The organism is Mesorhizobium sp. 1B3 (assembly GCF_050958605.1).
Classification (GTDB): Bacteria; Pseudomonadota; Alphaproteobacteria; order Rhizobiales; family Rhizobiaceae.
In genome coordinates this window covers 61,255-85,549 of sequence record NZ_JBJHDO010000017.1, presented here as the reverse complement: position 1 = coordinate 85,549, position 24,295 = coordinate 61,255, and the positions used below count along the sequence as shown (strand labels likewise).

General features: G+C 63.6%; 27 protein-coding genes. 14 read left to right on the top strand and 13 right to left on the bottom strand.

What is annotated here, in order from left to right:
• Positions 1 to 50 precede the first annotated feature (50 nt).
• Positions 51 to 1,610, top strand: a complete 1,560-nt coding sequence (gene atpD, locus ACCO56_RS30315) for a F0F1 ATP synthase subunit beta (protein ID WP_433644681.1) — start codon at positions 51 to 53, stop codon at positions 1,608 to 1,610.
• 104 nt (positions 1,611 to 1,714) lie between these two features.
• On the top strand, positions 1,715 to 2,122 hold the full coding sequence (locus ACCO56_RS30310; RefSeq protein ID WP_433644680.1) for a F0F1 ATP synthase subunit epsilon: 408 nt from the start codon (positions 1,715 to 1,717) through the stop codon (positions 2,120 to 2,122).
• A gap of 88 nt (positions 2,123 to 2,210) precedes the next feature.
• On the opposite strand, the gene ACCO56_RS30305 is transcribed toward ACCO56_RS30310, so the two are convergent.
• The 9 genes from ACCO56_RS30305 to rsfS all read right to left on the bottom strand — a co-directional run bounded on the left by ACCO56_RS30305 (position 2,211) and on the right by rsfS (position 10,906).
• Complete coding sequence (locus tag ACCO56_RS30305; protein WP_433644679.1) at positions 2,211 to 3,131, bottom strand: NAD-dependent epimerase/dehydratase family protein; 921 nt, start codon at positions 3,129 to 3,131, stop codon at positions 2,211 to 2,213.
• Positions 3,128 to 3,943, bottom strand: coding sequence for a glycosyltransferase (locus ACCO56_RS30300; protein ID WP_433644678.1), 816 nt, complete (start codon positions 3,941 to 3,943; stop codon positions 3,128 to 3,130). Before ACCO56_RS30300 ends, ACCO56_RS30305 begins: the two co-directional genes overlap by 4 nt.
• A complete protein-coding gene (locus ACCO56_RS30295) occupies positions 3,940 to 5,160 on the bottom strand; it encodes an NAD-dependent epimerase/dehydratase family protein (RefSeq protein ID WP_433644677.1) in 1,221 nt (406 codons plus the stop codon). Before ACCO56_RS30295 ends, ACCO56_RS30300 begins: the two co-directional genes overlap by 4 nt.
• A gap of 219 nt (positions 5,161 to 5,379) precedes the next feature.
• Positions 5,380 to 5,901 (bottom strand): RNA pyrophosphohydrolase, encoded by a 522-nt coding sequence (locus ACCO56_RS30290; protein ID WP_433644676.1) that lies wholly within the window; start codon positions 5,899 to 5,901, stop codon positions 5,380 to 5,382.
• Between the two features lie 26 nt (positions 5,902 to 5,927).
• Entirely contained in the window at positions 5,928 to 7,073 is a 1,146-nt protein-coding gene (locus ACCO56_RS30285; protein WP_433644675.1) for a divergent polysaccharide deacetylase family protein, read from the bottom strand.
• 89 nt (positions 7,074 to 7,162) lie between these two features.
• Positions 7,163 to 8,488: a S41 family peptidase gene (locus ACCO56_RS30280; RefSeq protein WP_433644674.1), complete on the bottom strand. Its 1,326-nt coding sequence runs from the start codon at positions 8,486 to 8,488 to the stop codon at positions 7,163 to 7,165.
• Positions 8,478 to 9,842 carry a murein hydrolase activator EnvC family protein gene (locus ACCO56_RS30275; protein WP_433644672.1) on the bottom strand — a complete coding sequence of 455 codons (1,365 nt, stop codon included), beginning with the start codon at positions 9,840 to 9,842 and terminating at the stop codon, positions 8,478 to 8,480. The genes ACCO56_RS30280 and ACCO56_RS30275 overlap by 11 nt, the downstream gene beginning before the upstream one ends.
• 132 nt (positions 9,843 to 9,974) lie before the next feature.
• A complete protein-coding gene (gene rlmH / locus ACCO56_RS30270) occupies positions 9,975 to 10,457 on the bottom strand; it encodes a 23S rRNA (pseudouridine(1915)-N(3))-methyltransferase RlmH (RefSeq protein WP_433644671.1) in 483 nt (160 codons plus the stop codon).
• 77 nt (positions 10,458 to 10,534) lie between these two features.
• Entirely contained in the window at positions 10,535 to 10,906 is a 372-nt protein-coding gene (rsfS, locus tag ACCO56_RS30265; protein WP_433644670.1) for a ribosome silencing factor, read from the bottom strand.
• 271 nt (positions 10,907 to 11,177) lie between these two features.
• On the opposite strand from rsfS, the gene ACCO56_RS30260 reads away from it, so the two are divergent.
• On the top strand, positions 11,178 to 11,984 hold the full coding sequence (locus tag ACCO56_RS30260) for a mechanosensitive ion channel family protein (RefSeq protein ID WP_433644669.1): 807 nt from the start codon (positions 11,178 to 11,180) through the stop codon (positions 11,982 to 11,984).
• Here ACCO56_RS30260 and ACCO56_RS30255 read toward each other — a convergent pair.
• A complete protein-coding gene (locus ACCO56_RS30255; protein ID WP_433644668.1) occupies positions 11,981 to 13,264 on the bottom strand; it encodes an MFS transporter in 1,284 nt (427 codons plus the stop codon). The two genes, ACCO56_RS30260 and ACCO56_RS30255, sit on opposite strands and share 4 nt — an antisense overlap.
• 117 nt (positions 13,265 to 13,381) lie before the next feature.
• Between ACCO56_RS30255 and ACCO56_RS30250 the strand changes: the two genes are divergently transcribed.
• Positions 13,382 to 13,786 carry an ACT domain-containing protein gene (locus ACCO56_RS30250; protein ID WP_433644667.1) on the top strand — a complete coding sequence of 135 codons (405 nt, stop codon included), beginning with the start codon at positions 13,382 to 13,384 and terminating at the stop codon, positions 13,784 to 13,786.
• Positions 13,787 to 13,846: 60 nt separating this feature from the next.
• On the opposite strand, the gene ACCO56_RS30245 is transcribed toward ACCO56_RS30250, so the two are convergent.
• Both ACCO56_RS30245 and ACCO56_RS30240 read right to left on the bottom strand, forming a co-directional pair.
• Complete coding sequence (locus ACCO56_RS30245; RefSeq protein ID WP_433644666.1) at positions 13,847 to 14,881, bottom strand: aspartate-semialdehyde dehydrogenase; 1,035 nt, start codon at positions 14,879 to 14,881, stop codon at positions 13,847 to 13,849.
• Between the two features lie 285 nt (positions 14,882 to 15,166).
• Positions 15,167 to 15,685 (bottom strand): winged helix-turn-helix transcriptional regulator, encoded by a 519-nt coding sequence (locus tag ACCO56_RS30240; protein ID WP_433644665.1) that lies wholly within the window; start codon positions 15,683 to 15,685, stop codon positions 15,167 to 15,169.
• A gap of 187 nt (positions 15,686 to 15,872) precedes the next feature.
• Between ACCO56_RS30240 and ACCO56_RS30235 the strand changes: the two genes are divergently transcribed.
• From ACCO56_RS30235 to ACCO56_RS30205, 7 genes are all read left to right on the top strand, one after another.
• Positions 15,873 to 16,526, top strand: coding sequence for a glutathione S-transferase family protein (locus tag ACCO56_RS30235; RefSeq protein ID WP_433644664.1), 654 nt, complete (start codon positions 15,873 to 15,875; stop codon positions 16,524 to 16,526).
• Positions 16,527 to 16,562: 36 nt separating this feature from the next.
• On the top strand, positions 16,563 to 17,063 hold the full coding sequence (locus tag ACCO56_RS30230; RefSeq protein ID WP_433644663.1) for an SRPBCC family protein: 501 nt from the start codon (positions 16,563 to 16,565) through the stop codon (positions 17,061 to 17,063).
• Positions 17,060 to 17,539 (top strand): SRPBCC family protein, encoded by a 480-nt coding sequence (locus ACCO56_RS30225; RefSeq protein WP_433644662.1) that lies wholly within the window; start codon positions 17,060 to 17,062, stop codon positions 17,537 to 17,539. Before ACCO56_RS30230 ends, ACCO56_RS30225 begins: the two co-directional genes overlap by 4 nt.
• 105 nt (positions 17,540 to 17,644) lie before the next feature.
• Positions 17,645 to 18,184 (top strand): dihydrofolate reductase family protein, encoded by a 540-nt coding sequence (locus ACCO56_RS30220; protein ID WP_433644661.1) that lies wholly within the window; start codon positions 17,645 to 17,647, stop codon positions 18,182 to 18,184.
• Between the two features lie 42 nt (positions 18,185 to 18,226).
• Positions 18,227 to 18,973 carry a DUF899 domain-containing protein gene (locus tag ACCO56_RS30215; protein ID WP_433644660.1) on the top strand — a complete coding sequence of 249 codons (747 nt, stop codon included), beginning with the start codon at positions 18,227 to 18,229 and terminating at the stop codon, positions 18,971 to 18,973.
• A gap of 100 nt (positions 18,974 to 19,073) precedes the next feature.
• Positions 19,074 to 19,682, top strand: coding sequence for a glutathione S-transferase family protein (locus tag ACCO56_RS30210; protein WP_433644659.1), 609 nt, complete (start codon positions 19,074 to 19,076; stop codon positions 19,680 to 19,682).
• Positions 19,683 to 19,809: 127 nt separating this feature from the next.
• Positions 19,810 to 20,280 (top strand): MarR family winged helix-turn-helix transcriptional regulator, encoded by a 471-nt coding sequence (locus ACCO56_RS30205; RefSeq protein WP_433644658.1) that lies wholly within the window; start codon positions 19,810 to 19,812, stop codon positions 20,278 to 20,280.
• A 71-nt stretch (positions 20,281 to 20,351) separates the two neighbouring features.
• On the opposite strand, the gene ACCO56_RS30200 is transcribed toward ACCO56_RS30205, so the two are convergent.
• The gene (locus ACCO56_RS30200) at positions 20,352 to 21,278 is read right to left on the bottom strand and encodes a LysR family transcriptional regulator (RefSeq protein ID WP_433644657.1); all 927 of its coding nucleotides are present in this window, start codon (positions 21,276 to 21,278) and stop codon (positions 20,352 to 20,354) included.
• A gap of 190 nt (positions 21,279 to 21,468) precedes the next feature.
• Here ACCO56_RS30200 and ACCO56_RS30195 point away from each other — a divergent pair, with 190 nt between their 5' ends.
• From ACCO56_RS30195 to ACCO56_RS30185, 3 genes are all read left to right on the top strand, one after another.
• Positions 21,469 to 22,503 (top strand): ABC transporter substrate-binding protein, encoded by a 1,035-nt coding sequence (locus tag ACCO56_RS30195; protein ID WP_433644656.1) that lies wholly within the window; start codon positions 21,469 to 21,471, stop codon positions 22,501 to 22,503.
• Positions 22,504 to 22,595: 92 nt separating this feature from the next.
• Complete coding sequence (locus ACCO56_RS30190; protein ID WP_433644655.1) at positions 22,596 to 23,423, top strand: ABC transporter ATP-binding protein; 828 nt, start codon at positions 22,596 to 22,598, stop codon at positions 23,421 to 23,423.
• A 1-nt stretch (position 23,424) separates the two neighbouring features.
• On the top strand, positions 23,425 to 24,267 hold the full coding sequence (locus ACCO56_RS30185) for an ABC transporter permease (protein WP_433644654.1): 843 nt from the start codon (positions 23,425 to 23,427) through the stop codon (positions 24,265 to 24,267).
• Positions 24,268 to 24,295 lie beyond the last annotated feature (28 nt).

Genomic DNA, 24,295 nt, shown 5'->3' with positions numbered 1-24,295 from the left:
CCGATCCGGCGGCGCCCGTGGAGAACAGGATAGACAAAGGGTAACGAGAAATGGCGAAAGCAGCGACCCCTAAGAAGGCTCCGGCCGCCGCGAAGGCAGCCGCGGCTCCGGCAGCGGCGGCAAAGGCACCCGCGGCGAAGAAGGCGGCCGCCCCGGCCAAGGCAGCGGCGACCAAGGCTCCCATCAAGGCCGTCGGCGCGGCGGGCAAGGTTCGTCAGGTCATCGGCGCCGTCGTCGACGTGCAGTTCGAAGATCATCTGCCGCCGATCCTGAACGCGCTCGAGACCGACAATCGTGGCAGCCGCCTGGTTCTCGAAGTCGCCCAGCATCTCGGCGAGAACACGGTCCGCACCATCGCAATGGACTCCACCGAGGGTCTGGTGCGTGGCCAGTCGGTCACCGACACCGGTGCGCCGATCTCGGTGCCGGTCGGCCCGGGCATGCTCGGTCGCATCATCAACGTCATCGGCGAGCCGGTCGACGAGGAAGGTCCGGTCTCCGCGACCGAGTTTCGCGCGATCCACCAGCCGGCCCCGGAATATGTCGACCAGTCGACCGAAGCCCAGATCCTGGTGACGGGCATCAAGGTTCTCGACCTGCTCGCTCCCTACGCCAAGGGCGGCAAGATCGGCCTGTTCGGCGGCGCCGGCGTGGGCAAGACCGTGCTCATCCAGGAACTGATCAACAACGTCGCGAAAGCCCATGGCGGCTTCTCGGTGTTCGCCGGGGTGGGCGAGCGTACCCGCGAGGGCAACGACCTCTATCACGAGTTCATCGAATCGGGCGTGAACAAGAAGGGCGGCGGCGAAGGTTCGAAGGCCGCGCTCGTCTATGGCCAGATGAACGAGCCGCCCGGCGCCCGCGCCCGCGTCGGCCTGACCGGCCTGACCGTCGCGGAATATTTCCGCGACCAGGGGCAGGACGTGCTGTTCTTCGTCGACAACATCTTCCGCTTCACCCAGGCCGGCTCGGAAGTGTCGGCGCTGCTCGGCCGCATTCCCTCGGCCGTGGGTTACCAGCCGACGCTCGCCACCGACATGGGTGCGCTGCAGGAACGCATCACGACGACGACCAAGGGCTCGATCACCTCGGTGCAGGCCATCTACGTGCCGGCCGACGACCTGACCGACCCGGCACCAGCGACCTCGTTCGCGCACCTTGACGCGACCACCGTTCTCAACCGCGCCATCTCGGAGAAGGGCATCTACCCGGCGGTCGATCCGCTCGACTCGACCTCCCGCATGCTCGACCCGATGATCGTCGGCGAGGAGCACTATCAGGTCGCGCGCCAGGTTCAGTCGACGCTTCAGCGCTACAAGTCGCTGCAGGATATCATCGCGATCCTGGGCATGGACGAGCTGTCCGAAGAGGACAAGCTGATCGTCGCCCGCGCGCGCAAGATCGAGCGCTTCCTGTCTCAGCCGTTCTTCGTGGCCGAAGTGTTCACCGGCTCGCCGGGCAAGCTGGTCGACCTGGCCGACACGATCAAGGGCTTCAAGGGTCTCTGCAACGGCGACTACGACCACCTGCCGGAAGCGGCCTTCTACATGGTCGGAACCATCGAGGAAGCCGTCGAGAAGGCCCAGCGTCTCGCCGCCGAAGCGGCGTAACCATTCGAGCATTGGCGCGGGCTTCGGCCCGCGCCTTCGCAAGACCGCCTGCCTATTGAAATGGGATCGATGATCCCAAGCTGAAGAAGCGTTTGTGAGACGACATGGCTGAAGCTTTCAAATTCGAACTGGTCTCGCCGGAACGTCTGCTCGTTTCGCAAGCGGTCGAGTCGGTCGTCATTCCCGGAGCGGAAGGCGAGATGACGGTGATGGCGAACCACGCTCCGGTCATGACCACCGTCAAGCCGGGCGTCGTGACCGTCAAGCCGGCCTCTGGCGGCGAGGAGCGCTACGTCGTGTTCGGCGGGTTCGCCGACATCCTGCCGTCGGGCTGCACCTTGCTCGCCGAATCGGCGGTTGCCGTGAGGGATATCGACCGTGCCGACCTGGCGCGCCGCATCCAGGAAGCGCGGGAAGATGTTGCCGACGCCAAGGACGACCAGGGCCGGACCAAGGCCGAGCAGTTCCTGGCGCAGCTCACCACTTTGGAAGGCGCCATCCTGCCGGCGTGATTGCCGGCGATTTCCGTGTCGAAAAAGCCGGGCTCGTCCCGGCTTTTTTTGGTGGGAGGAAATCTCGACCGGACGCCCTTCCTCCGCCTCAAGGGCGGGTAATGCCCCGGTGCTGCTTTACCAACTCTTCCACCGTTTCCCGAAACAACGGCCAGCCCCCCGGTCGCCAGCCGAGCGCGCGCAGCCGCTCCGTCACCATGATGCCGAGGCTCGCCGTGTCGGCTCGTGCGGGCAGGGCATTCGCCGAACCTGTCACCGTCTGGACGATCGCAAGAATGTCATGGCGGTCGACCAGCATGTCCGAGACGTTGAACACATGGGCCGGCGCAGACCGGTCCGACGCCGATAGCATCAGGCTCACCGCTGCTGCGACATCCTGGCCATGCACCTCTGTGCCGGCGCGAGGCTCGATCGGCTTGCCCGCAAGATAATCCGTGAACAGTTCGGACCATTTGTGCGTCCGGCCCGGCCCGGCAGGGCCGTAGACGCCGGTCACGCGGAGCGAAATCGCGGCAAAGCCCGAACCGGCCATGGCACGCAGCGCTTCTTCCGTCGCGAGCTTGACGCGGCCGTAGAGGGATAGGGGATGGCAGGGCATGTCCTCGGTAAGCGGCGCTCCCGTCGTATCGTCGCCGTAGGCGGCGCGGCTGGACAGAAAGACGGCGCGGCGAAGCCCGGCCTGTTTCGCCGCCTGGAAAAAGGCAAGGGTTCCTTCCAAGTTGCGGCGTCGAAAGCCTCCGGGATCATCCCCCTCGCCGCCGCGGTAACGGCCGGGAACATGATCGAAGGCGGCGTGCACCAGGAAATCGGCGCCGACGAAGGCCGCCGAGAAATCCTGGGCTGGGTCGAGCATGCCGGCGAAGAAGCGCACAGGGCGGCTGAAACAGCCTGCCGGGGGTGCCTCGCGCCCGAACACGGCGACGTCATGCCCTTCGGCGATGAGCCGCTCGACGATGAAACGTCCAACGAAGCCCGTCCCACCGGAGACCAGCGTCCTGGCGGGCTTCATCTTGGCGAGAGAGGGTTCGGCAAGGCCGAGATGTCGGGCAAGCCCTCGCCGCTATGAAATGCGTGCCAGAGCGCGATCAGCGGGCGCAACAATTCGGTCTTCGGGTGGTCCTCCTCCCAAGGCTTCTCGTACTGATAGTGGAGGATTGAGATCGACGGCCAGTCCCAGAGCTCCGGCAGGTTGAACCAGACATATTGCAGCATGTTGAAGAACACTGGCAGGCCGTGCCAGTCGGGGAAATACGCCTGCAGGAAGGTCTGGTCCGTGCGCTGCCAGAAAGCGTCCGGACGGTCCAGGCGATCGAGCATCGCCGCGAAAGTCTCTTGCGAGGGGGTAGCGACGAAGACGCCGGAGTTCAGCCGGTGGAAATCCGAGAGTCGTTCATAGACATTGGGCGCGGCGGAGAACTCCGGATAGGCGAAGAGCCGGTCGACATTCCTGAGCACGATCGCGTCTGCGTCGATGAAGACGATCCTGTCATATTCGGTTCGCTCCCACAGCCGGAGCTTGACGAAATTGTCCAGCGGCGTGTGGAAGGCCGGCTTGCGGCCTTTGGTGAACGGCGCTTGCGCGTGGAGTCTCGCCCGGACGTGGCGTTCGTCGAAAGCTTCGGAGGTCGGCAGGAGGTCGGCCGGCAGCAGGCAAGCCCCCAGAGCCGAAAGCGGCGCGAGATGCGACGCCTCGACGCCGCCGGTATGAAGCACGATGATGTCGGCGCCGGTGCCGCTCAGCCGGAGCGAGCGGATGAGGGCCAGCGCGCCCTTGGCGTAGTCGGCATTGGTGACGAGGGTCGCGTAGGCGTATCGGCTCACGAGACGCTCTTGAGGCGCTTGCCCTCGGGGTCGCGTTCGAGCGTTGGCGCTATGTCCTTTGTCCAGGCCGACATGGCGGGAATACGACTGCGGTCGACCCGATAGGCGTATTTGCGGGCGACATCGATCACCTCGGAGAGCAGCCCGTCCTGTAGCGTGATCGGCTGAAGCCCGAGCGCCAGGAACTGGTCGTTGCGCACCACGAGGTCGTTTTCGACCGCTTCCTTCCGAGGGTTGGGCAGATGTGCGACCTGCGCCCCTGTCAACTCGGAAACGATCCTGGCCAGGTCGCGAACGCGATGCGTCTCCGTCATCTGATTGAAGATCTTGACCTTGTCGCCTCGCTTGGGCGGGTTCATCAACGCCAGCTCGATGCAGCGCACGGAATCCTGGATATGGATGAAGGCCCGCGTCTGGCCGCCCGTGCCATGAACGGTCAGCGGATGGCCGATCGCCGCCTGGATCAGGAAACGGTTGAGCACCGTGCCATAGTCGCCGTCATAATCGAAGCGGTTGATGAGCTGCAGATGGACCCGTGTCTCGTCCGTATGGGTGCCCCACACGATGCCCTGGTGAAGATCGGTGATGCGCACGCCGTCATTCTTGGCATAGAACTGGAACAGGAGCTGATCCAGGCATTTGGTCATGTGGTAGATGGAGCCGGGATTGGCCGGATAAAGGATGTCCTGGCTCACCGTCTCGCCATCGAGGGTCTCGACGCCGACGGAAAGATATCCTTCGGGGATGGCCGCGCCCACGTTGGAATATCCGTAGACTCCCATCGTGCCGAGATGAACGAGATGGGCGTCGAGGTCGAGTTCGACCAGCGCGTTGAGAAGGTTGTGCGAGGCGTTGACGTTGTTGTTGACGGTGTAGTTCTTGTGGCGGTCGCTCTTCATCGAATAGGGAGCCGCGCGTTGTTCCGCGAAGTGGATCACGGCGTCGGGTCGATGGTCCGCCAGCCAGCGCTTCATCACCTCGTAGTCGCGTGCAAGGTCGATGAGGTGGAAATGGATCCGCCGCCCGGTTTCCTGATGCCAGATGCGGGTACGCTCCTGGATGGAGTCCATTGGGGTGAGCGACTGGACGCCCAGCTCCGTGTCGATCCAGCGCCGGGAGAGGTTGTCGATAATGTGGACTTCGTGGCCACGAGCCGAGAGATGGAGGGTTGTCGGCCAGCCGATGAAGCCGTCGCCTCCGAGAACCGCCAGCCGCATGGAATCACTCCTTCCCAGGATTCGTTTTGCTTCGAATCCTACTTTGGCAGCAATTCCAGTGTGATATATGACAGGGGGACTTCATACCAAGTATCGTTCTGTCTTACATCGTGAACTGCAGGAGGCGGCGCTGACCCCATGCGCCCCATCAAACGCCCGCTGGATGCCAGGCGAGAGCTTAGAGCTTAGAGCAAATACGGTGTAGCGGCGAGCCAGATCTCAGACGAGGTGCCGGAAAGCGTCGACGACCTGCTCGTAGACCTTGCGCTTGAACGGGACGATCAGCTCAGGCAGATCGGCCATGGGCTTCCAGGCCCAGGCGTCGAATTCCGGCTCATGGCCTCCGGGGGGTGGCTGGATGGCAATCTCGCCGTCGTCGCCCTCGAAGCGAAAGGCGAACCATTTCTGGGTCTGGCCGCGATACTTGCCCTTGAGCGCGATGCCGAGCACCTCGCGCGGCAGGTCGTAGTTGATCCAGCTCGGCGCCTCGGCGAGAAGGGATACCGAGCGCATGCCGGTCTCCTCATAGAGCTCGCGGTGGGCGGCGGGCAGCGGATCCTCGCCCTTGTCGATGCCGCCTTGCGGCATCTGCCAGAGCTTCGTGCTGCCGGCGAACTCGCTGTCGGTGGAAGCGATGCGCCGGCCGGCCCAGACCAGGCCTGCCCGGTTGAGCACCATGATGCCGACGCAGGGCCGGTACGGCAATGTTTCGGGATCGATCTGTTGTTGCTTCTTGGACATGCTGGATCTTTGTTCCTCGGTTGGGGCTAACCGCGCTCGGGATCGCTGGCAATCGCCGAGACGGATACGATCTCGATGCCGCGTTTCTTGGCTTCCTGCACCCAGCTCGCCACGGCATCCACCGTTACGTCGAAAGCCGCGCCGATGCCGATGGCGAAACCTTTCGCGCGGGCAATGCGCTCCAACTCGTCCAGCTTGTTCAGGATATCGCCGCGTTCGCGCACGGCATCGATGGCCGTGTCGCCGACGGCAAAGGGAACACCCGCCTTCATCGCAAGCTCCGGCGCGATGCTGCGCGCCGAGGAGCCGTCGTCGAGATAGAGCAGGCCGCGCTTCGCGAGCTCATCCATCACGGGCGCCATGGCACTCGGGTCGGCGGAGAAGCGCGCACCCATATAGTTCATCACGCCGGTGTAGTTGGTGATGCGCGACAGCGCCCAGCGCAGAGCGGCCAGGTTCTCCCGACTGCTCGCGGCGACCGTGAGCGTGTTGCGGCCCGGATCGACATTCGGATAATCGTAGGGCTCCAGCGGCACCTGCATGACGATCTCATGGCCCTTCTGGCGCGCCGCCTGCATCCAGCGGCCCAGGCTGTTGCCGCCCGAAGCGAAGGCGAGCGTCACTTCCGGCGGCAGCTTGCGGACTGCTTCCTGCGTGCCGGTCTGCGAGACGCCGAGCCCACCGATGACGATGGCGACGCGGGCGCCGCGCGCTCCGGACCAGGGGCGGGCGTAGACGTCGAAAGGGCGCCTGCCGTCGGCTGCGCGGATCGGCAACGGCCCTGTCTCGGAGTCTTCGATCAATGCCTTGTCCGGCAGATGCGCGACCCTGAGGTTCTGGCCTATTGCGGAGGGATCGCGCACGATCACCACATTGTCGGCGGGACGCGGCGCTTCGGGATCGACCTTGATGATCTGCGGCCCGTCGCCGACGGGCTTGACCGGGGCGGCCTCGGCAGCGGTCGGCGTCGCGGCGGGCGGCTCAGCGGAGGCGATCGGGGGAGGGGTGCGGAACGGGCGATCGCGCAAGGCGATCGCGCCCGAGCTCACGAACAGGACGATGCCCGTCAGGCCCAGCACGAGGCCGCCCCAGGAAATCCGCTTCCGCGCGGCCGGGCGAGGCCCGATCGATTGTCCAAGAGGGCGGTCCAGGGAGTTGTTCGGCGGCGGCAAGGCGTCCTCTTCGAATCGAAACTGCCGGAATCGCAAGGACTCCGGCAGTCAACGCAACACAGGACGGCCGTCCGCCGGCCGTCAGAGGGTCAGCGGTTGAGCACTGCCTGATCCGGATTGGGCGGGAAGGCAGCATCCGTCTTCACGCCGCGCATCAAATCGAGCGCGTAGTTGAGCTGGATGTCGTCCTTCGGCTCCGGGGGCACGTAGGCGGCCGAACCGGAACCCTGGTCGCCTTCTTCGACGCCCTTGATGTGCCCCTTCAGATCGGACTCGCCGCGCGATACGTCGCGCCCCTGGAGTTCCGGCGGTAGCGGCTGCTCCACCTTGATATCCGGCGTGATGCCCTTGCCCTGGATCGACTTGCCTGCCGGCGTGTAATAGAGCGCCGTCGTCAAACGCAGGGCGCCGTTCTCGGCGAGCGGGATGATCGTCTGCACGGAGCCCTTGCCGAAGGATTGGGTGCCGAGCACCGTTGCCCGGCGCTGGTCCTGCAGCGCGCCGGCCACGATCTCCGAAGCGGAGGCCGAGCCGCCATTGACCAGCACGATCATCGGTTTGCCGTCGGCCAGATCGCCGGCGCGCGCGTCGAAGCGCGAGATGTCCTTGGGGTCGCGGCCGCGCGTCGAGACGATCTCGCCACGCTCAAGGAAGGCATCGGAGACGCTCACCGCTTGGTCGAGCAGACCGCCCGGATTGAGCCTGAGGTCGAGCACGTAGCCCTTCAGCTTCTCGGCGGGAACCTGCTTCTTGATCGTATCGATCGCGTTCTCGAGATCATCGAAGGTCTTCTCGGTGAACGACGTGATCTTCATGTAGCCCACATCGTTCTCGACGCGGAACTTCACCGCCTTGACCTTGATGACATCGCGAACGATCGTCAGCTTGATCGGCTTGTCCGCGCCCTCGCGCAGGATGGTCAGCTCGATCGGCGTGTTGACGAGACCGCGCATCTTCTCGACGGCATCGTTGAGCGTGAGGCCGCGGACCTCCTCGCCGTCGATGGCGGAGATGTAGTCGCCGGCCAGGACGCCGGCCCGGGCGGCGGGCGTATCATCGATCGGCGTGATCACCTTGACCAGCTCGTTCTCCATCGTCACCTCGATGCCGAGGCCCCCGAACTCGCCCTTTGTCTGGACGCGCATGTCCTTCGCGGCATCGGGGTTGAGGTAGGAGGAGTGCGGATCGAGCGAGGTCAGCATGCCGTTGATGGCGCTCTCCACCAAAGCCTTTTCGTCGGGCGGCGTCACATATTGTCCGCGCACGCGCTCGAAAATGTCACCGAATATGGCGAGCTGCTTGTAGGTCTCGGAACCCGCTGCGTTGGCCGTCGTACCCACGGCCCCGTGGACAAGGCTCATGGCCGAGGCCCCCATCAGGGCGCCCGCAAGCAGAAGCGACACCTTACGAATCATTTCCTGTCCTTCCAGAAAGACGCTCCGACCACCAAGGGGCCGGATCGACGGGTTTTCCATCCTTGCGGAACTCTACATATAGTTCCGGCGCAGTATTTCCATTCTCGAAAGCCGCAGTGCTCGCCACCCTGGCTTCCCCCATCGTGCCGACCGGCTCGCCTGCTAGCACGGACTGACCCAGCGATACGCTGATTCTGCCCATTCCAGCCAACACGACATGATAACCGTCGCCCGCGTTCAGGATCAAGAGTTGACCATAGGAACGAAAGGGACCAGCATACAGGACGCTGCCGTCTGCGGGCGCTGTGACGATGGCTCCGGATTGTGTCGCAAGCGTGTCGCCCCGCATCACGCCGCCGTTACCGTCGGATGCTCCGAAACGGCGGGAAAACCGGCCTGCGGCGGGCAGGGCCAATTTGCCACGCATTCTCGAGAAAGGTGCTGCCTCGACGAGACGGTTTCCCTCGGGCACCGGCATCGCGGCGAGAGCGGCTTCCCGCCTTAGACGGGCTTCTTCGGCCTTGCGGGCCCGTTCGGCCGCCGAACGGGTGTCGATGATGTTCTGCTCCAGCGAGGCGATCAGGTCCTTGAGGTTCTTCGACTTGGACGCGAGCTCCTCCGACTTGCGCATTTCTTCGCCGAGCGCCGTCTCGGATCTTGCCTGGAGCGCTTCCTTCTCCTTGAGCAGCAGGTTGAGCCGCTCCTTTTCCGCGATCTGTTCCCCGATCGTTGCGGTCAGGCGTCCGCGCTCCGCCTCGATCGAGGCTGCGATGCGCTTCATTTCCTCGAGATCGGCGAGCAGGATGGCGGTTTCCGAGCGCAATTCCGGTACGACCGAGCCGAGCAGGATGGCGCTGCGTACAGACGACAAGGCGTCCTCCGGCTTGACCAGGAGCGCGGGCGGCGGATTGAGTCCCATGCGCTGCAGGGCGCCCAGCACCTCGGCGAGCACGTCGCGCCGGGCGATCAAGGACAGGCGCAGGTCTTCCTGCTGCTGCTTCATGCCGGTCAGCCGGTCCGTGATGTCCTCGACATCCTGCGCCAGCTTCTTTTCGGTCTTGGCCGCCTGGATCAGGGCAGCGGTGACGTTGGCGTGGTCCTTGCGGATCGTCGAAATCTCTTCTGAAAGGGCTGCAAGGCGCTCATGCGAGAGCACGACCTCCCTGGCGATCCGGTCGTATTCCTCCTGGCTCTGGGCTCTTCTCGCCTCCAGCTCGGCTGTGCCGTCTCCCTCGACGGCCATGACCGGCCCAGCCACCGAGGCGGCCAAAAACAGGGCGGCAACAAGGCGCGTCAAGCTGGAAGCGAAGAAGGTCACCATGTCGGACGGATTGCTGTCCCACCTTTGTTGCATTCGTGCGATGCCATAACGATTCCGCTCGGCTGCGTATGCGTATGCTCTAACGCCGTCTCGTTAACGAAGCATCAACCATACGGCCGACGATCAGTTTCGCCCTGCATCGTGTCGAAATGCGGGCCGAAGCCCTCAAGCGCGGTGGTAGGGATGCCCGGCAAGTATGGTCGCGGCACGATAGAGCTGCTCGGCCAGCATCACGCGCACGAGTTGATGCGGCCATGTCGCCGCGCCGAAGGAAACAACCAGGTCGGCGCTCTCGCGAAGCGAGCCGTCATGCCCGTCGGCGCCTCCAATGGCAACGACCAGAGCCTTCAGGCCGTTGTCGCGCCATGAGCCGATCTTTTCGGCCAGGGTTTCGGAGGAGATGTTCTTGCCGCGCTCGTCGAGCAGCACAAGTACCGTGCCCGGCCCGAGCTGCCCGCGCAGCTTTTCCGCTTCCTCGCGCTTACGCTCGGCCGCGCCGCGGGCGCGGCTCTCGGGCGTTTCGGAAACCCCGGCGAATTCCAGCCCGACCGCCGGTCCGCTTTTCGAGAAGCGGTTGAAAAAGCGGTCCGCCAGTTCCTTCTCGGGGCCGGCCTTCATCCGACCCACGGCGTGTACCGCAATACGCATGTCCGCTCCTCGGGAGAAACGCTATGACATCGGACCCGCAACCTCGGTTGCCGGTTCGGGTCCGACGCCGGACGAAACTAGTGCAGCGTCTCTTCCTCGAGGTCCGGGGCTAGCCACATCTTCTCCAGATTGTAGAACTCGCGTACTTCCGGACGAAAGACATGGATGATGATGTCGCCCGAATCGATCAGCACCCAGTCGGCCGAGCTCAGGCCTTCGACGCGGGCATTGCCGAAGCCGGCGTCCTTCAGCGCGCCGAGCACCTTGTCGGCCACCGCTGCAACATGGCGATGCGAGCGGCCCGAGGCGACCACCATGTAGTCGGCTAGGCTCGATTTTCCCTGGATGTCGATGGGGACGATGTTTTCTGCCTTGGAGTCTTCCAGACTGGCAAGGACCGTGGAGAGGGCGCGGGACACGATATCGTTCATCCCGGCCGGCGAAGGCACGATATCGGCCTTCTTCCGTAGTGCTGTTCTCAGTGTCTTTCCTTTCGCGACAAGAACAACCAAATCACCTGTCTATGCAGGTAACAGAACAAAGATAGGCAAAGATGGGTGACAGTTTCAAGACTCAGACCCTTCCGCTGCGACGTTAAAGCATGCGGCTTGGCTTACGGGTGTGCTGGCGTCGGAGGCACCGCAGTCCTGCCGGCCCATATGCGGAACACAATCGCCGATTACCGATTACCCGCATCGAAACGGCAGAGGAGAGGAACCCATGGATCTCACCCGCGATCCCGCGGCCGCCATCGAGGCCGGCATCGACGCAGCGAGCGCGCTTTTCATTTCCTACTCATTCTCGGTGCTGGGCGCGATCCTGCTCATCATACTCGGCTACCTGCTCGCCGGCATCATCGAGCGTTCGATCTTTACGGGGCTCGGCAAGGTGCGCGGCTTCGATCTCACGTTGCGCCACTTCTTCTCCCAGGTGGCGCGGTACACCATCCTGGCGCTTGTCATCGTGATGGTGCTGGGCCAGTTCGGCGTCCAGACGGCATCCATCGTAGCCGCCCTGGGCGCCATAGGGCTGGCCATAGGCCTGGCGCTGCAGGGCACGTTGCAGAACATCGCCGCCGGGATCATGCTCCTGGTGTTGCGGCCCTTCCGGGTCGGGGAGTATGTCGAGATCGGCGCGGTCGCGGGCACGGTGGAGGAGATCGGCCTGTTCGCGACGCAGCTTCGGTCGGCCGACGGGATATTCATCCTCGCTCCCAACTCCAAACTATGGAACGAGCCGGTCCGCAATTTCGACAGGAACGGTTCCAGGCGCAACGAGATCGCGGTGAACATCGCGCCGGATAGCGACGTTGAAGCCGCCCGCAAGGCGCTCAAGGGCCTCGCCGAGACGGATGATCGCGTGCTCAAGCAGCCGCCACCCGCGGTTGCCGTTTCGCAAGCCGGTGCTTCCGCCGTGACGCTGGCTCTCGGCTACTGGACGCGGCCCAGCGATTTCGCCGCCGCCAGGACCGATATTGCGGCACGGACGCGCGGAGCGCTCGGCGACGAAGGGATCGCGCAGGTCTAGTCGTTCCCTGGCGTCTCGTCCTGCGGAAAGGCAAGCTCGGCGGCGAGCGGAGCCTGCGCCGACATCGGCGCGAAGGATGCTGCGGTATCGGGCGGCGTAGCCTGGGTGAGCCGCCACAGCACGAAACCGCAAAAGAGAGCCGCGACGAGGATCGCGACATACATGAAGGCCTCGGTGCCGAAAGCTGCCGTCAGCGCCGTTGCAGCCCCTTGTATGAGAAAGCCCGACAGGGACCAGGCGAACAGCATGGTGCTCGACAGCGCCACCAGATCCTCCTTGGTGGCACGGTCGCCGGCATGAGCGTTGGCAATGGAATAGATGGATTCCGTCGCGCCGCTCCAGATCATGAAAACCAGCACGACCAACGGGAAGGGCGCTCCGATCGTCTGACTTGCCACGATGCCGGCCGTCGTCACGAGCGCCGAGGCCGCGACCAGCACATAACGCCGGTCGGTGCGGTCGGAGAGCCAGCCGAAGGGCAGTTGCACCATTATGGTGCCGAGCTGCATCGACAGCATGAGCAGCGAGACTTCGTTCTTCGAAAAACCGCTCGCCGTGGCATAAATCGGAGCGAAGCCGGCGACCATCATGGACAGGCCGCCGACCGCCAGCATGCCGGCAATGCCGACCGGAGAGACGCCCCACGCGGCGGACAACGCGATCGAGGCCACCTCCGGCGGCGGTGGGGGCCTGAGGCTGGTCAGGCCGACGGGGATGATCGACAGGGCTGCGAAAACGATGGCGATGATCGGCGCCGCCGTGGTGTCGATTTCGATGAAGCTCAAGGCCAGCGAGCCAAGCCCCAGGCCGACGATGTAGCAAATGTAGAAAATGGCCATGACGCGGCCGCGGATGGCGTTGGCGACCGCATCGTTCAGCCAGCTCTGCGCGACGATGAAGAGGCCACAGATGGCGAAGCCGTACAGTGCCCGCGACGCGGTCCACAGGAACGGGTAAGTGCCGGCGCTTATCGCGGCGTTGGCGAGGATGATCAAGGCCGAGAAGAGCATGTAGGCCCGGGCGTGGCCGACGCGGCGCACGATGCGGCCGGTGAGAAAGCAGCCAACGATGCCGCCGGCGGAAAGCCCCGTCAGGATGATGCCCGCCCATGCCGGGGGAAAACCTTCGGCGCCGAGCCGGACCGGAATATAGGCGAAGAGCAGTCCGTTGCCGATCGCGATCAGAGTCGTGGAGAGAATGACGCTGGCGATGGCGGCGAGCGGCGCCGCCGGCGCCAGAACGATGGTGTTTTCCCCTGGTCTTTCATCCAACATCGTCATGATGGGCAGAAGGTGCCGGCAAGTTCGCGGGAAAGCGGCGGCAAAAACGACATCGCCGAGCGTTAGGACGCAGGCCGCAAAAAAATGCACGGCGCTTGGGAATGAGGAAGGTTGGAAATGGCCGGTGAGAAAAACCTTGCGAAGCTTCTCGGGGGAATGGAGCCGAGACTGCAGAATGAAATCTATGTTTTCGCCACCATTCCACCCGGTGAAAGCCTGCCACCGTCGCTGCAGCCGATCATGATCTTCCGGGAGGCGGAGGGCCTCACCGCGATCGTTCCAGAAGCGGAGGCGCAAGAGGCCGGACTGAGAGGCGTTTTCCGCTGCCGGATGATCACCCTGGAAATACACTCGTCATTGGAGGCGGTGGGTTTCCTGGCGGCCATAACGGCGCGGCTCGCGGCGGCCGGGCTCGGTGTCAACCCGGTCTCCGCCTTTCATCACGATCATCTGTTCGTGCCGGCGGACCGGGCCGAAGAGGCTGTTGCCGTACTGGAGAGGCTGGCCACCAGGAATCGTTAAGAGGAGACGAGAACGCGCGGGCCGAAAACGAAGTCCGCTTTCGGCCCTGCTTCGTCCCTGTCAGGCGGCCTTCTGCTTCGGCTGGATAAGGCCCCGCGCCACGAGCAGTTCGGCGATCTGGACGGTATTGAGAGCCGCTCCCTTACGCAGATTGTCGGAGACCACCCACATCGAAAGGCCGTTCTCGACGGTAGCATCCTCGCGGATGCGGGAGATGTAGGTGGCGTCCTCGCCGGCCGATTCCACCGGCGTGATGTAACCGCCGTCCTCCGGCTTGTCGATGACCAGGCAACCTGGCGCCTCGCGCAGGATCTCGCGCGCCTCGTCGGCAGAGATCGGCTTCTCGAATTCGATGTTGACGGCTTCGGAATGGCCGATGAACACCGGTACGCGCACGCAGGTGGCCGTCAGCTTGATCTTAGGGTCGAGCATCTTCTTGGTCTCGGCCACCATCTTCCATTCTTCCTTGGTGTAGCCGTCTTCCATGAACACATCGATATGGGGGATGAGATTGAAAGCGATGCGCTTGGTGAACTTCTTGGCCTCGACCGGATCGGCCACGAAGACGGCACGGGTCTGGGTGAAAAGCTCATCCATGCCTTCCTTGCCGGCGCCGGACACCGACTGGTAGGTCGCGACGACGACGCGCTTGATGGTGGCGCGGTCGTGCAGCGGCTTCATCGCGACCACGAGCTGCGCGGTCGAGCAGTTCGGATTGGCGATGATGTTCTTCTTGGAGAACTGGGTGATCGCATCCGGGTTCACTTCCGGCACGATCAGCGGCACCTCGGCGTCGTAGCGCCAGGCCGAGGAATTGTCGATGACGACGCAGCCTTGCTTGCCGATCTTGGGCGACCATTCCTTCGAGACGTTGCCGCCCGCCGACATCAGGCAGATGTCGGTATCGGAAAAGTCGTATCCGTCGAGCGCCTTCACCTTCAGAGTGCGGTCGCCGTAGGACACTTCCGTGCCCACCGAACGCCGGGATGCCAGCGGCACCACTTCGTCGGCCGGGAAACCGCGCTCTTCGAGGATATTGAGCATTTCGCGGCCCACATTGCCCGTGGCGCCGGCGATCGCAACCTTGAAACCCATAGTTCCAGTCTCCTGTCCCTCTCCGCTCGGTTTGCTTCGGGGAACACCGCCGGCCGACGCGGGGTTCCTCTCCCCTTGGGCCGGACCCGGGGAGAGGGCGAGCAGGCCAAGGGAGATCAGACGGTTTTGGTCGTCGTTTTGTTGGCCGGGGTTTTGGTCGAACGGAGACGAGCGCGATCGCTTGCCCCGGCATGGCCAGGGAAATCGACTGCAAAAAGCGCCATCAAAAGGCCGCGCATGGGGAACTCCGTGAACGCCCGCCTTTTACGCGGTTTCGTACAAGAGTCAATCGAGCGGCAGGCGTTCCGCTTTCTGCCGATTCGCGACTTTGGCTTCATAGGCGGCCTGCAGGGTTTCGCGAACCGAGGGTCCGGCGGTGCCCGCCGGTTTGCCCAAATGCTCCTCACGCAACTCGGCCATGAAACGTTCCCACAATGCAGGACCGCCCTCCTCCATCAGGATGGCTCGGATCGACAGTTCCGGACTGACCGGCAGCCATTTGCTGCCCCAGGCGCCGAGATGGGCGAGGATCGGAACCAGCGAAATGGACATCTCGGTAAGGCTGTAGATGGCCTTCTGCTTATGGGTCGGGTCGTCGGCCCGGGTGAGCATGCCCAGTTCCATCAGTGTCTTTAGCCGGTCCGCAAGGATGTTGGACGATATCCCTTCTTCCGAACGCAACAACTCGCGAAAATGTCGTTTGCCACCGAAGATCATGTCGCGCAGCACCAGCAGGCTCCATTTGTCGCCGAACACTTCGAGCGAAAGATTGATCGGGCATGCCGACCGGTGCGCTTCGTTCATCCTGCCGCCTCAAAAAAACCGGTTGCATGATCGCATCATTGGTCATAACCTGCAACTAGTTTTAAATCGAAAGCAGTTGTATTTAACACTGAAGCCTTGACTTAACTGTTGTCACCGTGCTTCAAGGCAATAGTTAAGTCTTCGCTTCACAATTTGCCCCGCAGACCCACGAAAGCGAGTCCCTGGCATGACCTTGAAGCTCTACCTGCATCCTCTCGCCTCCTACTGCTGGAAGGCATTGATCGCGTTCTATGAGAACGGTGTTTCCTTCGAGCCGATCGTCGTCGACCTTATGGACGAGATCTCGCGGGCGGCGTTCCTGGAGCTGTCGCCGCTGGGAAAGATGCCGGTGCTGCGTGACGAGGCGCGCGGCCGGACGGTGCCGGAATCAACGATAGTCATTGAATACCTCGACCGCTTCTACCTCGGCTCTGAAAGCTTGATCCCGGCGGATTCCGATCTTGCTCTTCAGGTGCGGCTCGCCGACCGCTTTTACGATCTCTACGTCCATGAACCCATGCAGAAGATCGTCCTTGATCGGCTGCGGCCGGACGGCGCGAAGGATCTCTATGGCGTCCAAGCGGCGCGGGCACAGCTGGAGAACTCCTATGCGATGATCGAAAAAGACATGGCGGGGAAACGCTGGGCCGTGGGTGAGGCCTTCAGCCTCGCCGACTGCGCGGCTATGCCGGCACTTTTCTATGCCGCAAAGGTCGCTCCCTTCGCGGAAAACCATCCGGAAACCGCCCGCTACCTTGATCGGTTGATGGAGCGTCCCTCGGTGGTGCGCGTTCTGCGCGAGGCGCAGCCCTATTTCGGCATGTTCCCGGCGGGACAATGACGGCCAAGCGATCCAAACAAGCGAAGGAGGAGGCAAATGCCCGAACGCACCACCCACCCTGCCACCATTGTCATGGAACGCATCTATGAAGCGCCGCCCGGGCGCGTCTTCGCCGCCTGGTCGGATCAGCAGGCCTTGCTGCGCTGGGGCTCGCCGGGCGAAGACTGGGACATGACCTATCAGAGCTTCGATTTTCGTGAAGGCGGCGGGGACATCTGCCGCTTCGGGCCCAAAGGCGGTGCGGTCTACGTCAACGAGACACGTTACTTCGACATCGTTCCCGACCAGCGCATCGTCTCGGCGGGTACGATGACGACCGGCGACCGAAGGCTCTTTGCCGGGCTGCTCACGATCGAATTCCATCCTTCGGGCAATGGCTGCCGCATGGTGCTCACCGAGCAGGGCGTGTTCCTCGACGGCCATGACTACCCCGAGAACCATGAAGGAGGCTGGAACCAGATGCTCGACCAGCTTGGTGAAGAGCTGGAGCGCAACAGGTCGGCAGCTGAGCTGAGAGCGGAGGAGAGGGCGACATGACCGAAGTCGCGAAGCCGCCCGTCAATCACGACACGCTCGTACTCGAACGCCGTTACGAAGCTTCACCCGCGCGCCTGTTTGCGGCTTTCGCAGATCCCGTCGCACGCATGCGCTGGGGCGTGCCGTCGAGCAATGTCGAGCTCGTCTATGACGAGACCGATTTCCGTGTCGGCGGCCTCGACATCGGCCACTGCGGCCCGCGATGCAGGCTGATCTATCGTGTCGAGACGCGCTATCACGACATCATCCCCAGGGAGCGCATCGTCTACACGGAGGTGGTTACCCAGGACCGGCTCCCGCTGTCCTTCGCGCTCATCACTGTCGATTTCGAGGCCATTGAGAACGGCAGTCGGCTCGTTCTCACCGACCAGGTCGCGGCCTATGGCGGCGGGCGCATGATCGAGGGTCACAGGGCGGGGCTCGAGGGCGCGCTCGACAATCTCGCGGCCGAACTCGAACGAGATGCCGCTGCCTGACCAGATGGGCCTGAAGGCCAGCGTCTTGGTCGGTGTCACGCGACGGCCGCAGCCCGAGAAGGTTCGTTTCAAACAAAGCAATGCAGATCCGAAGGGGATAATATCATGAGAAAAGTGATCCTGTGGGACATGGTGACGGTCGACGGCTTCTTCGAAGGCCCCGGCCACGCCCTCGACTGGTTCGTCTTCGAGGAGGAGCTCGAGCACTACATCCTTGAGACTCAGGAACAGGCCGACACGCTGCTTTTCGGTCGCGTGACCTATGAAATGATGGCCGCACACTGGCCAACCGCGACCGGCCGGATCGCCGACTTCATGAATGGAATCGAGAAGGTCGTCTTCTCCAAAACGATGACCGACCCCGGCTGGAACAATGCCCGGGTGGAAAGGGATGTCGTGACGGCCGTCCAAACCCTCAAGACCAGCGACGGAGGCGATATCTTCGTCTTTGGCAGCGCCGATTTCAGCAGTGAACTCATTCGTAACGATCTCGTCGACGAGTACCGGATCGGCATCAATCCGGTGATCCTCGGCCGCGGCACGCCCTTCTTCAAGGGCGGCGAGCCCCGGCGTGGGCTGAAGCTCCTGGAAGCGCGGCCGCTGACGTCCGGCGTCGTCATCCTGCACTACGCACCGCAGCGTTGAGCCTGGCGACAAAGCTGACAATCAAGCGAAAGGAGAAACGTCATGGCACTTCCCCAGATCGTATCGCGCCAGGAGTGGCTGATCGCGCGCAAGGCGCTTCTCGAAAAGGAAAAGGCGATGACCCGGGCGCGGGATGCGCTGAACGTCGAGCGGCGCATGCTGCCCATGGTCCCGATCGAAAAGGATTATGCGTTCGAAGGCCCCAAGGGCAAGGCAAGCCTTCTCGATTTATTCGAAGGGCGGCGGCAGCTCATCCTCGGGCATTTCATGTTCGACCCCCGTTGGGAGAAGGGTTGCCCGGGATGCTCCGCCGGTGCCGATGAAGTGTCGGACGGGCTGCTTGCCCATCTCCACAGGCGCGACACCACCTATGCCGCCGTCTCGCGCGCACCCATCGCCAAGATCGAGGCCTATAAGGCGGAGAAGGGCTGGCGGTTCCCGTGGTATTCGTCCTTCGGCAGCGATTTCAACTATGACTTCGACGTCACGATCGACGAACGGGTGAAGCCCGCAACGTACAATTACAAGACACGTGAGGACCACGAGAAGGACGGCACCGGCTACTATTTTCAGGGCGAGCCACCGCTGGAACAGCCGGGCACGAGCTTTTTCCTGCGCGACGGCGATCGGATCTTTCACACTTATTCGACATTCGGACGCGGCGCGGAGATGTTCGGCGGTTCCTACTACTGGCTCGACCTCACCGCGCTCGGGCGCCAGGAGGAATGGGAAGAGCCCAAGGGCCGCGCGGGCTTTGCGCGCTCCGCCTCGCCGACATTCGAGAATTAGCCTCAAGCCCGGGAGACGATTATGAGCGAACGCTTGCTCGACGTACCGGGAGCGATCCTGTCCTGCCAGGGCTGAGGAAGCAAAAATAGAGGAGGAGACGATGAGGCTCTATCAGGGCGATGGCCCGAATTCCTACCGTGTTCGGATTTTCATGGCCGAGAAAGGCATCGAAGTGCCGATGGTGAGGATCGACTTTGCCAAACGGGAACACCGGGCGCCGGAATTCCTGAAGCTGAACTCCCTCGGCCAGATTCCGGTCCTCGAGCTCGACGACGGCACGGCGATCACCGAGAGCATCGCTATTTGCCGGTATCTGGAGGAGCTTTATCCGCAGCCGCCGCTGTTCGGGCACGATGCGCCGAGCCGCGGCAAGGTGGAGATGTGGAACAGGCGAATGGAGCAGCAGATCTCCGCCACCATCGGCAATGTCGCGCTTCATTCCGATCCGTTCTTCAAGGAGCGTCATACCCAGGTGCCTGCCTTCGCCGAGGCGCAACGCGCCGCTGTGCCCCAGAAGTGGGCATGGCTCGACAACGAGCTTGCCGACGGACGGCCCTTCATCGCCGGCGAGTTCTTCTCCACCGCCGACATTATCGGCATGGTTGCGTCCTGGCTGGGCGATGTCTTCGGCATGCCGATACCGGACGGCGTCGACAATGTGCACCGCTGGGACAAGGCCATGCGCGCACGGCCGAGCTGGAAGGCATGACGTCAGGAGTCGCCTGGAGAAGCGCGAAGCTGCCGGCGCATGACGCCGGCTTGTCGGTCCCGTGAAGCTATCGTGATTGTGCAGCGAAGGCTTGCCAGTCGAGGGTCATAAGTTGTAAATACACAATATGAGTACAGACAACTCGCCGCTCTTCGAGCTGACGCTGATCGGGGCTGCCTGTCTCGGCCGCGCCGCCCGCCGCACGGCCAATCTGGTGACGCGCGCCTACAATCATCATCTCAGCCCCCTCGGTATCGAGATCACGCAATTCACCATCCTGTGCACGATCGCGCTGGGGCGGGCGAAGTCGGCATCCGAGCTGGCCGACATGGTCGGGGTCGAACGCTCCACGCTGGCGCGTAATCTCGACCGGCTGGTCGCCTCCGGTCTGGTCGTCGCGGAAAAAGGCGACGGTCGGCGCATCACCCACAGACTGACCGAACGGGGGCTCGACCTCGTGGCCGATGCCTTGCCGCTGTGGCGCAATGCGCAGAACGATCTGCTGTCACGGTTGCCGACCGACAAGGACGAAGCCATTCGCGAGGATTTCAAGCTTCTGCGCCGCGCCGCCCGCGGCAGCCTGGCCGACGCCGGATAGAGCGCTGTTTCCATCCATTTGTTTTGGCCGCATTGTGCGGCGCCAGGTGATTCCACCTGGCTGAAAAATGCTCAGGTTGCTGCCGACCAGGACCTCACGTCGCGCTCCAGATTCTCGAACTCCTCGACGAGTTGGGTCGCGAGAGCCCGCACGGCACGATCCGTGTGCCTTTCGCGATGGACGAGAACGCCGATCTCGCTGGACGAGAAGTCGCGCTCGGCCAGCGGCACATGCACCAGTTCGCGGGCCTTCAACTCGTTGATGAAGCCGGTCGGCGTGAAAAAGCCTATGCCGAGCCCGGAACGCATCATCTCCTTGGTCATAGCCAGCGAATTGGTCAGAGCGACCGCCTTGAACTGGGCACCGCTATGCGTGAATTCCGTCTCGGCCGTGGCATTCAGGATCCAGGGGTCGCTCAGCATGATCACCGGGTGGGCGGCGCATTCGGTGAGCGTCAGCTCCTTGCGGGCGGCCAACGGATGGTCCGGACGCATGATCGCTCCGAGCTTCAGCCTGACGCGCGCGATGACGTCGTAGCCGCGATAGCGGCGGTCGATGAACAGCACGGCGATATCCGGGCGGCGCGCCCGCATCTCCTCGCCATGTTCCTGAGGTGTCGCGTCGATGATGCGGTAGGTGATGTGAGGGTGCTTCTTCGACGTCGCCGCGATGGCGGTGGGAAGAATCCGAACGATCGGCGCGGGGATGGAAACGATGCGGATCTCGCCATGGATATCGCCCGACAGCGTCGCGATCTCGCCACGGACATTCTGCCAGCGCGCCAGTGTCTCGCGGGCATGGCGGATCACATACTCGCCGGCCGGCGTAGGGCGAACGCCGTTGCCGATGCGTTCGAAGAGCGGCGTTCCGATCTCCGCCTCGAGCTTCAGGATCTGCCGGTTCACCGCGGAGGAGGCGACGTGCAGGGCGCTCGCCGCCCTGCGAATAGAGCCCAGGCGGGCTACCTGATCGATGTAACGCAGCACGACGGCGTGCATGGTTTCTTCCGTTTGGGAAGGTGATGCCGAAATGGCATCACCTATCTCGAAACTTTATGCTTCCCGAGAGCACTTTTGCAAACGTAAAGTCGCTTCCGGGTTAGGACAAAGGGCCGAAGATGCCCCGCCGGACCGACACGAGCATTCGAGATTCGAGGAACGATCTCTCTCGCGACAGGGGAACGAAGACATGCTGAATTCCGGACTATCACGCCGCGGACTTCTCAAGGCAGGCGCTGCCGCCGCTGGTGCTCTGGCGCTGCCGACCATTGTTCCGGGCCGCGTGCGTGCCGCCGGCGGCACGCGCACCATCAACATGCAGCTCGGCTGGCTCGGCGGCGGCAACCAGCTCGGAGAGGTGGCGGCCAAGCATCTCGGCTATTTCGAGGAAGAGAAGCTCGATTTCGTCATTCAGCCGGGCGGACCCAACATCGACGGCGTCGCCATCGTGGCGTCGGGCCGGTACGAGATCGGGCAAGTCTCGTCGAGCCCGTCGCTGATGCTCGCCGCCTCGCAGGGCATCCCGGTGAAATCCTTCGCCGTCAGCGTCCAGGAACACCCTTACGCCTTCTTCTCGCTCGGTTCCAAGCCGATCAAGACGGCGAAGGACATGGTCGGCAGGAAGATCGGCATCCAGGCGACCGGCAAGGTGCTGCTTTCGGCACTCCTGAGAAAGCATGACATCCCGGAAAGCGACGTCGAGGTGGTCGTCGTCGGTGCCGACATGACGCCGCTCGTTTCCGGCCAGGTCGACGCCGTCACCGGCTGGCTCACCAATACGACGGCCATTGCCGTGCTCGGCGAGGACAGGGTGGCGATGAAGCTGTGGGACAATGGCGTCCAGCTCTACGCCAACCCCTATTACGCCACCACCGCCATGATCGAAGGAGAGCCGGAGGTCCTGGCCGGCTTCCTGCGCGCCGCCGCCAGGGGCTGGGAATACGCCTACAGCAACCGCGAGGCGGCGGTCGATCTCCTGCTCAAGGACTACCCCAATCTGGTCAAGGCGGACGAAGTCAAGGCCGCGGACGTTCTGCTCGAGCACATGTTCACCGCAGCCACCGCCAAAAACGGCTGGGGCACCTTCGATCCCACCGTCTGGCAGGCGCAGATCACCCTCTACGACGAGCTCGAGCAATTCTCCGCGGGAGCCCCAAAACTCGAAGACGTCGTCAGCGCGGCGATCCTCGACGCCACGGCTGCTGCCCGTCCCAAGATCGGCTGAACGCTCAGACCGCGTGCATCGACTTTGATCGGTCGGTGCTCTGCGCCTCGATCCCGTGCTCTCGGCCCGGAAGCAGAAGGAGGATCTCCCAAATGGCTCTAGCCGCAGCCGTCGACTATGACAGGGCGCGCCCTGCGCCGGAAGCGCCCTCGGCCGCCGATCACGCGGTCGAGCTCGAGAAGGTCTCGGTGCGCTTCACCACCGATCGCGGAACCATCACCGCGCTGGACGGCATCGATCTCGCCGTGCCGAAGGGCGGCTTCCTGACGTTGCTGGGCCCGTCGGGTTGTGGCAAGTCGACCCTGCTGCGGGTCGTGGCCGACATCATCAAGCCGACCACGGGGACGGCCCGGGTCTTCGGCGGCTACCCTTCCGAGGCCCGCTCGCGACGCGACATCGGCTTCGTATTCCAGGATGCCGCGCTGCTGCCCTGGCGCACCGTGCTGGAGAATGTGACGTTGCCGCTCGAGGTGGGCGGCGGCGCGCCGGCCGGGCGCGAGCGTGATCCCCGCGAGTTGCTCAATCTCGTCGGCCTCGGCGGCTGGGAGAATGCCCTCCCGCACGAACTGTCCGGCGGCATGCGACAGCGCGTCTCCATCGCCCGGGCGCTGGTCTCCAGCCCTCGCCTTCTGTTCATGGACGAACCCTTCGGGGCGCTCGACGAGATCACCCGCGACCGGCTGAACGAGGAGCTGCTCGCGGTCTGGGAACGCACCGGCACGACGATCCTTTTCGTCACCCATTCGATCTACGAGGCGGCATTCCTCGGCCAGGAAGTGTTGCTGCTCGCGGCCAGGCCGGGCCGTGTGCGCGAACGCGTAGCCGTCGATCTGCCGATGCCGCGCAAGATCGCCATGCGCGAGACGCCCGAATTCGTCGCCCTCGTCTCTCATCTGCGACGCGTCCTGGAGAGCTGCTGACATGTCCATTTCCGCCACCGACACGCCGCTCGGCGCCTTCGCCGACGACAACGAGGCCCAGGCCGTCTATCTCGCCGCCAAGCGCCGGATGGAATGGCGCCGTCGGCTGCTGCCGCTCGTCACTTTCCTGACACTCGTCGTCATCTGGGAGGTCGCGGTCCGGGTGTTCGACATCAAACCCTTCATCGCGCCGGCACCGAGCGCCATCTTCACGGTGCTCGTCGGCAAGTTCCCCATGCTGATGCAGAATCTCGCACCCACCGCCATCGAGGCGGTTTCCGGCTTTCTCATCGGCAATCTGGCGGCAATCGCCATCGCCACGGCCTTCGCCTACAAGGAAACGCTGGAAGAGGCCTTCTTCCCAATCGCGGTGATGATCAACACGATCCCCGTCGTCGCCAAGGCGCCGATTCTCGTGCTGCTTCTCGGCAACGGAATGGAGCCGAAGATCGCCATCGCGGCTTTGATCTGCTTCTTCCCGACGCTGGTCAACATGACGCGCGGCCTGCGCGATGTGAACAAGCAACAGCTCGAGCTGATGCATGTCCTGTCGGCCTCGCCGCGCGAAGTGTTCCTGAAGGTCCGCCTCAAGAACGCCCTGCCCTATCTGTTCTCGGCCCTGAAGATCGCAGCCTCCACGGCGGTCATCGGTGCGATCGTCGGCGAATGGATCGGCTCGACGGTGGGCATCGGCGCGCTGATCATCCAGGCGACCTACAATTTCGACTCGCCGCTGCTCTATGCCACGATCGTGGTCGGATCCGTCTTCTCCGCAAGTTTCTTCGCCGCCATCTCGTGGGCCGAACGCCGCTTCCTCAAATGGAATGTCGGCGGCGTGCGCTGAACCGCGGCCTCACCCTCAGGGAGATCAA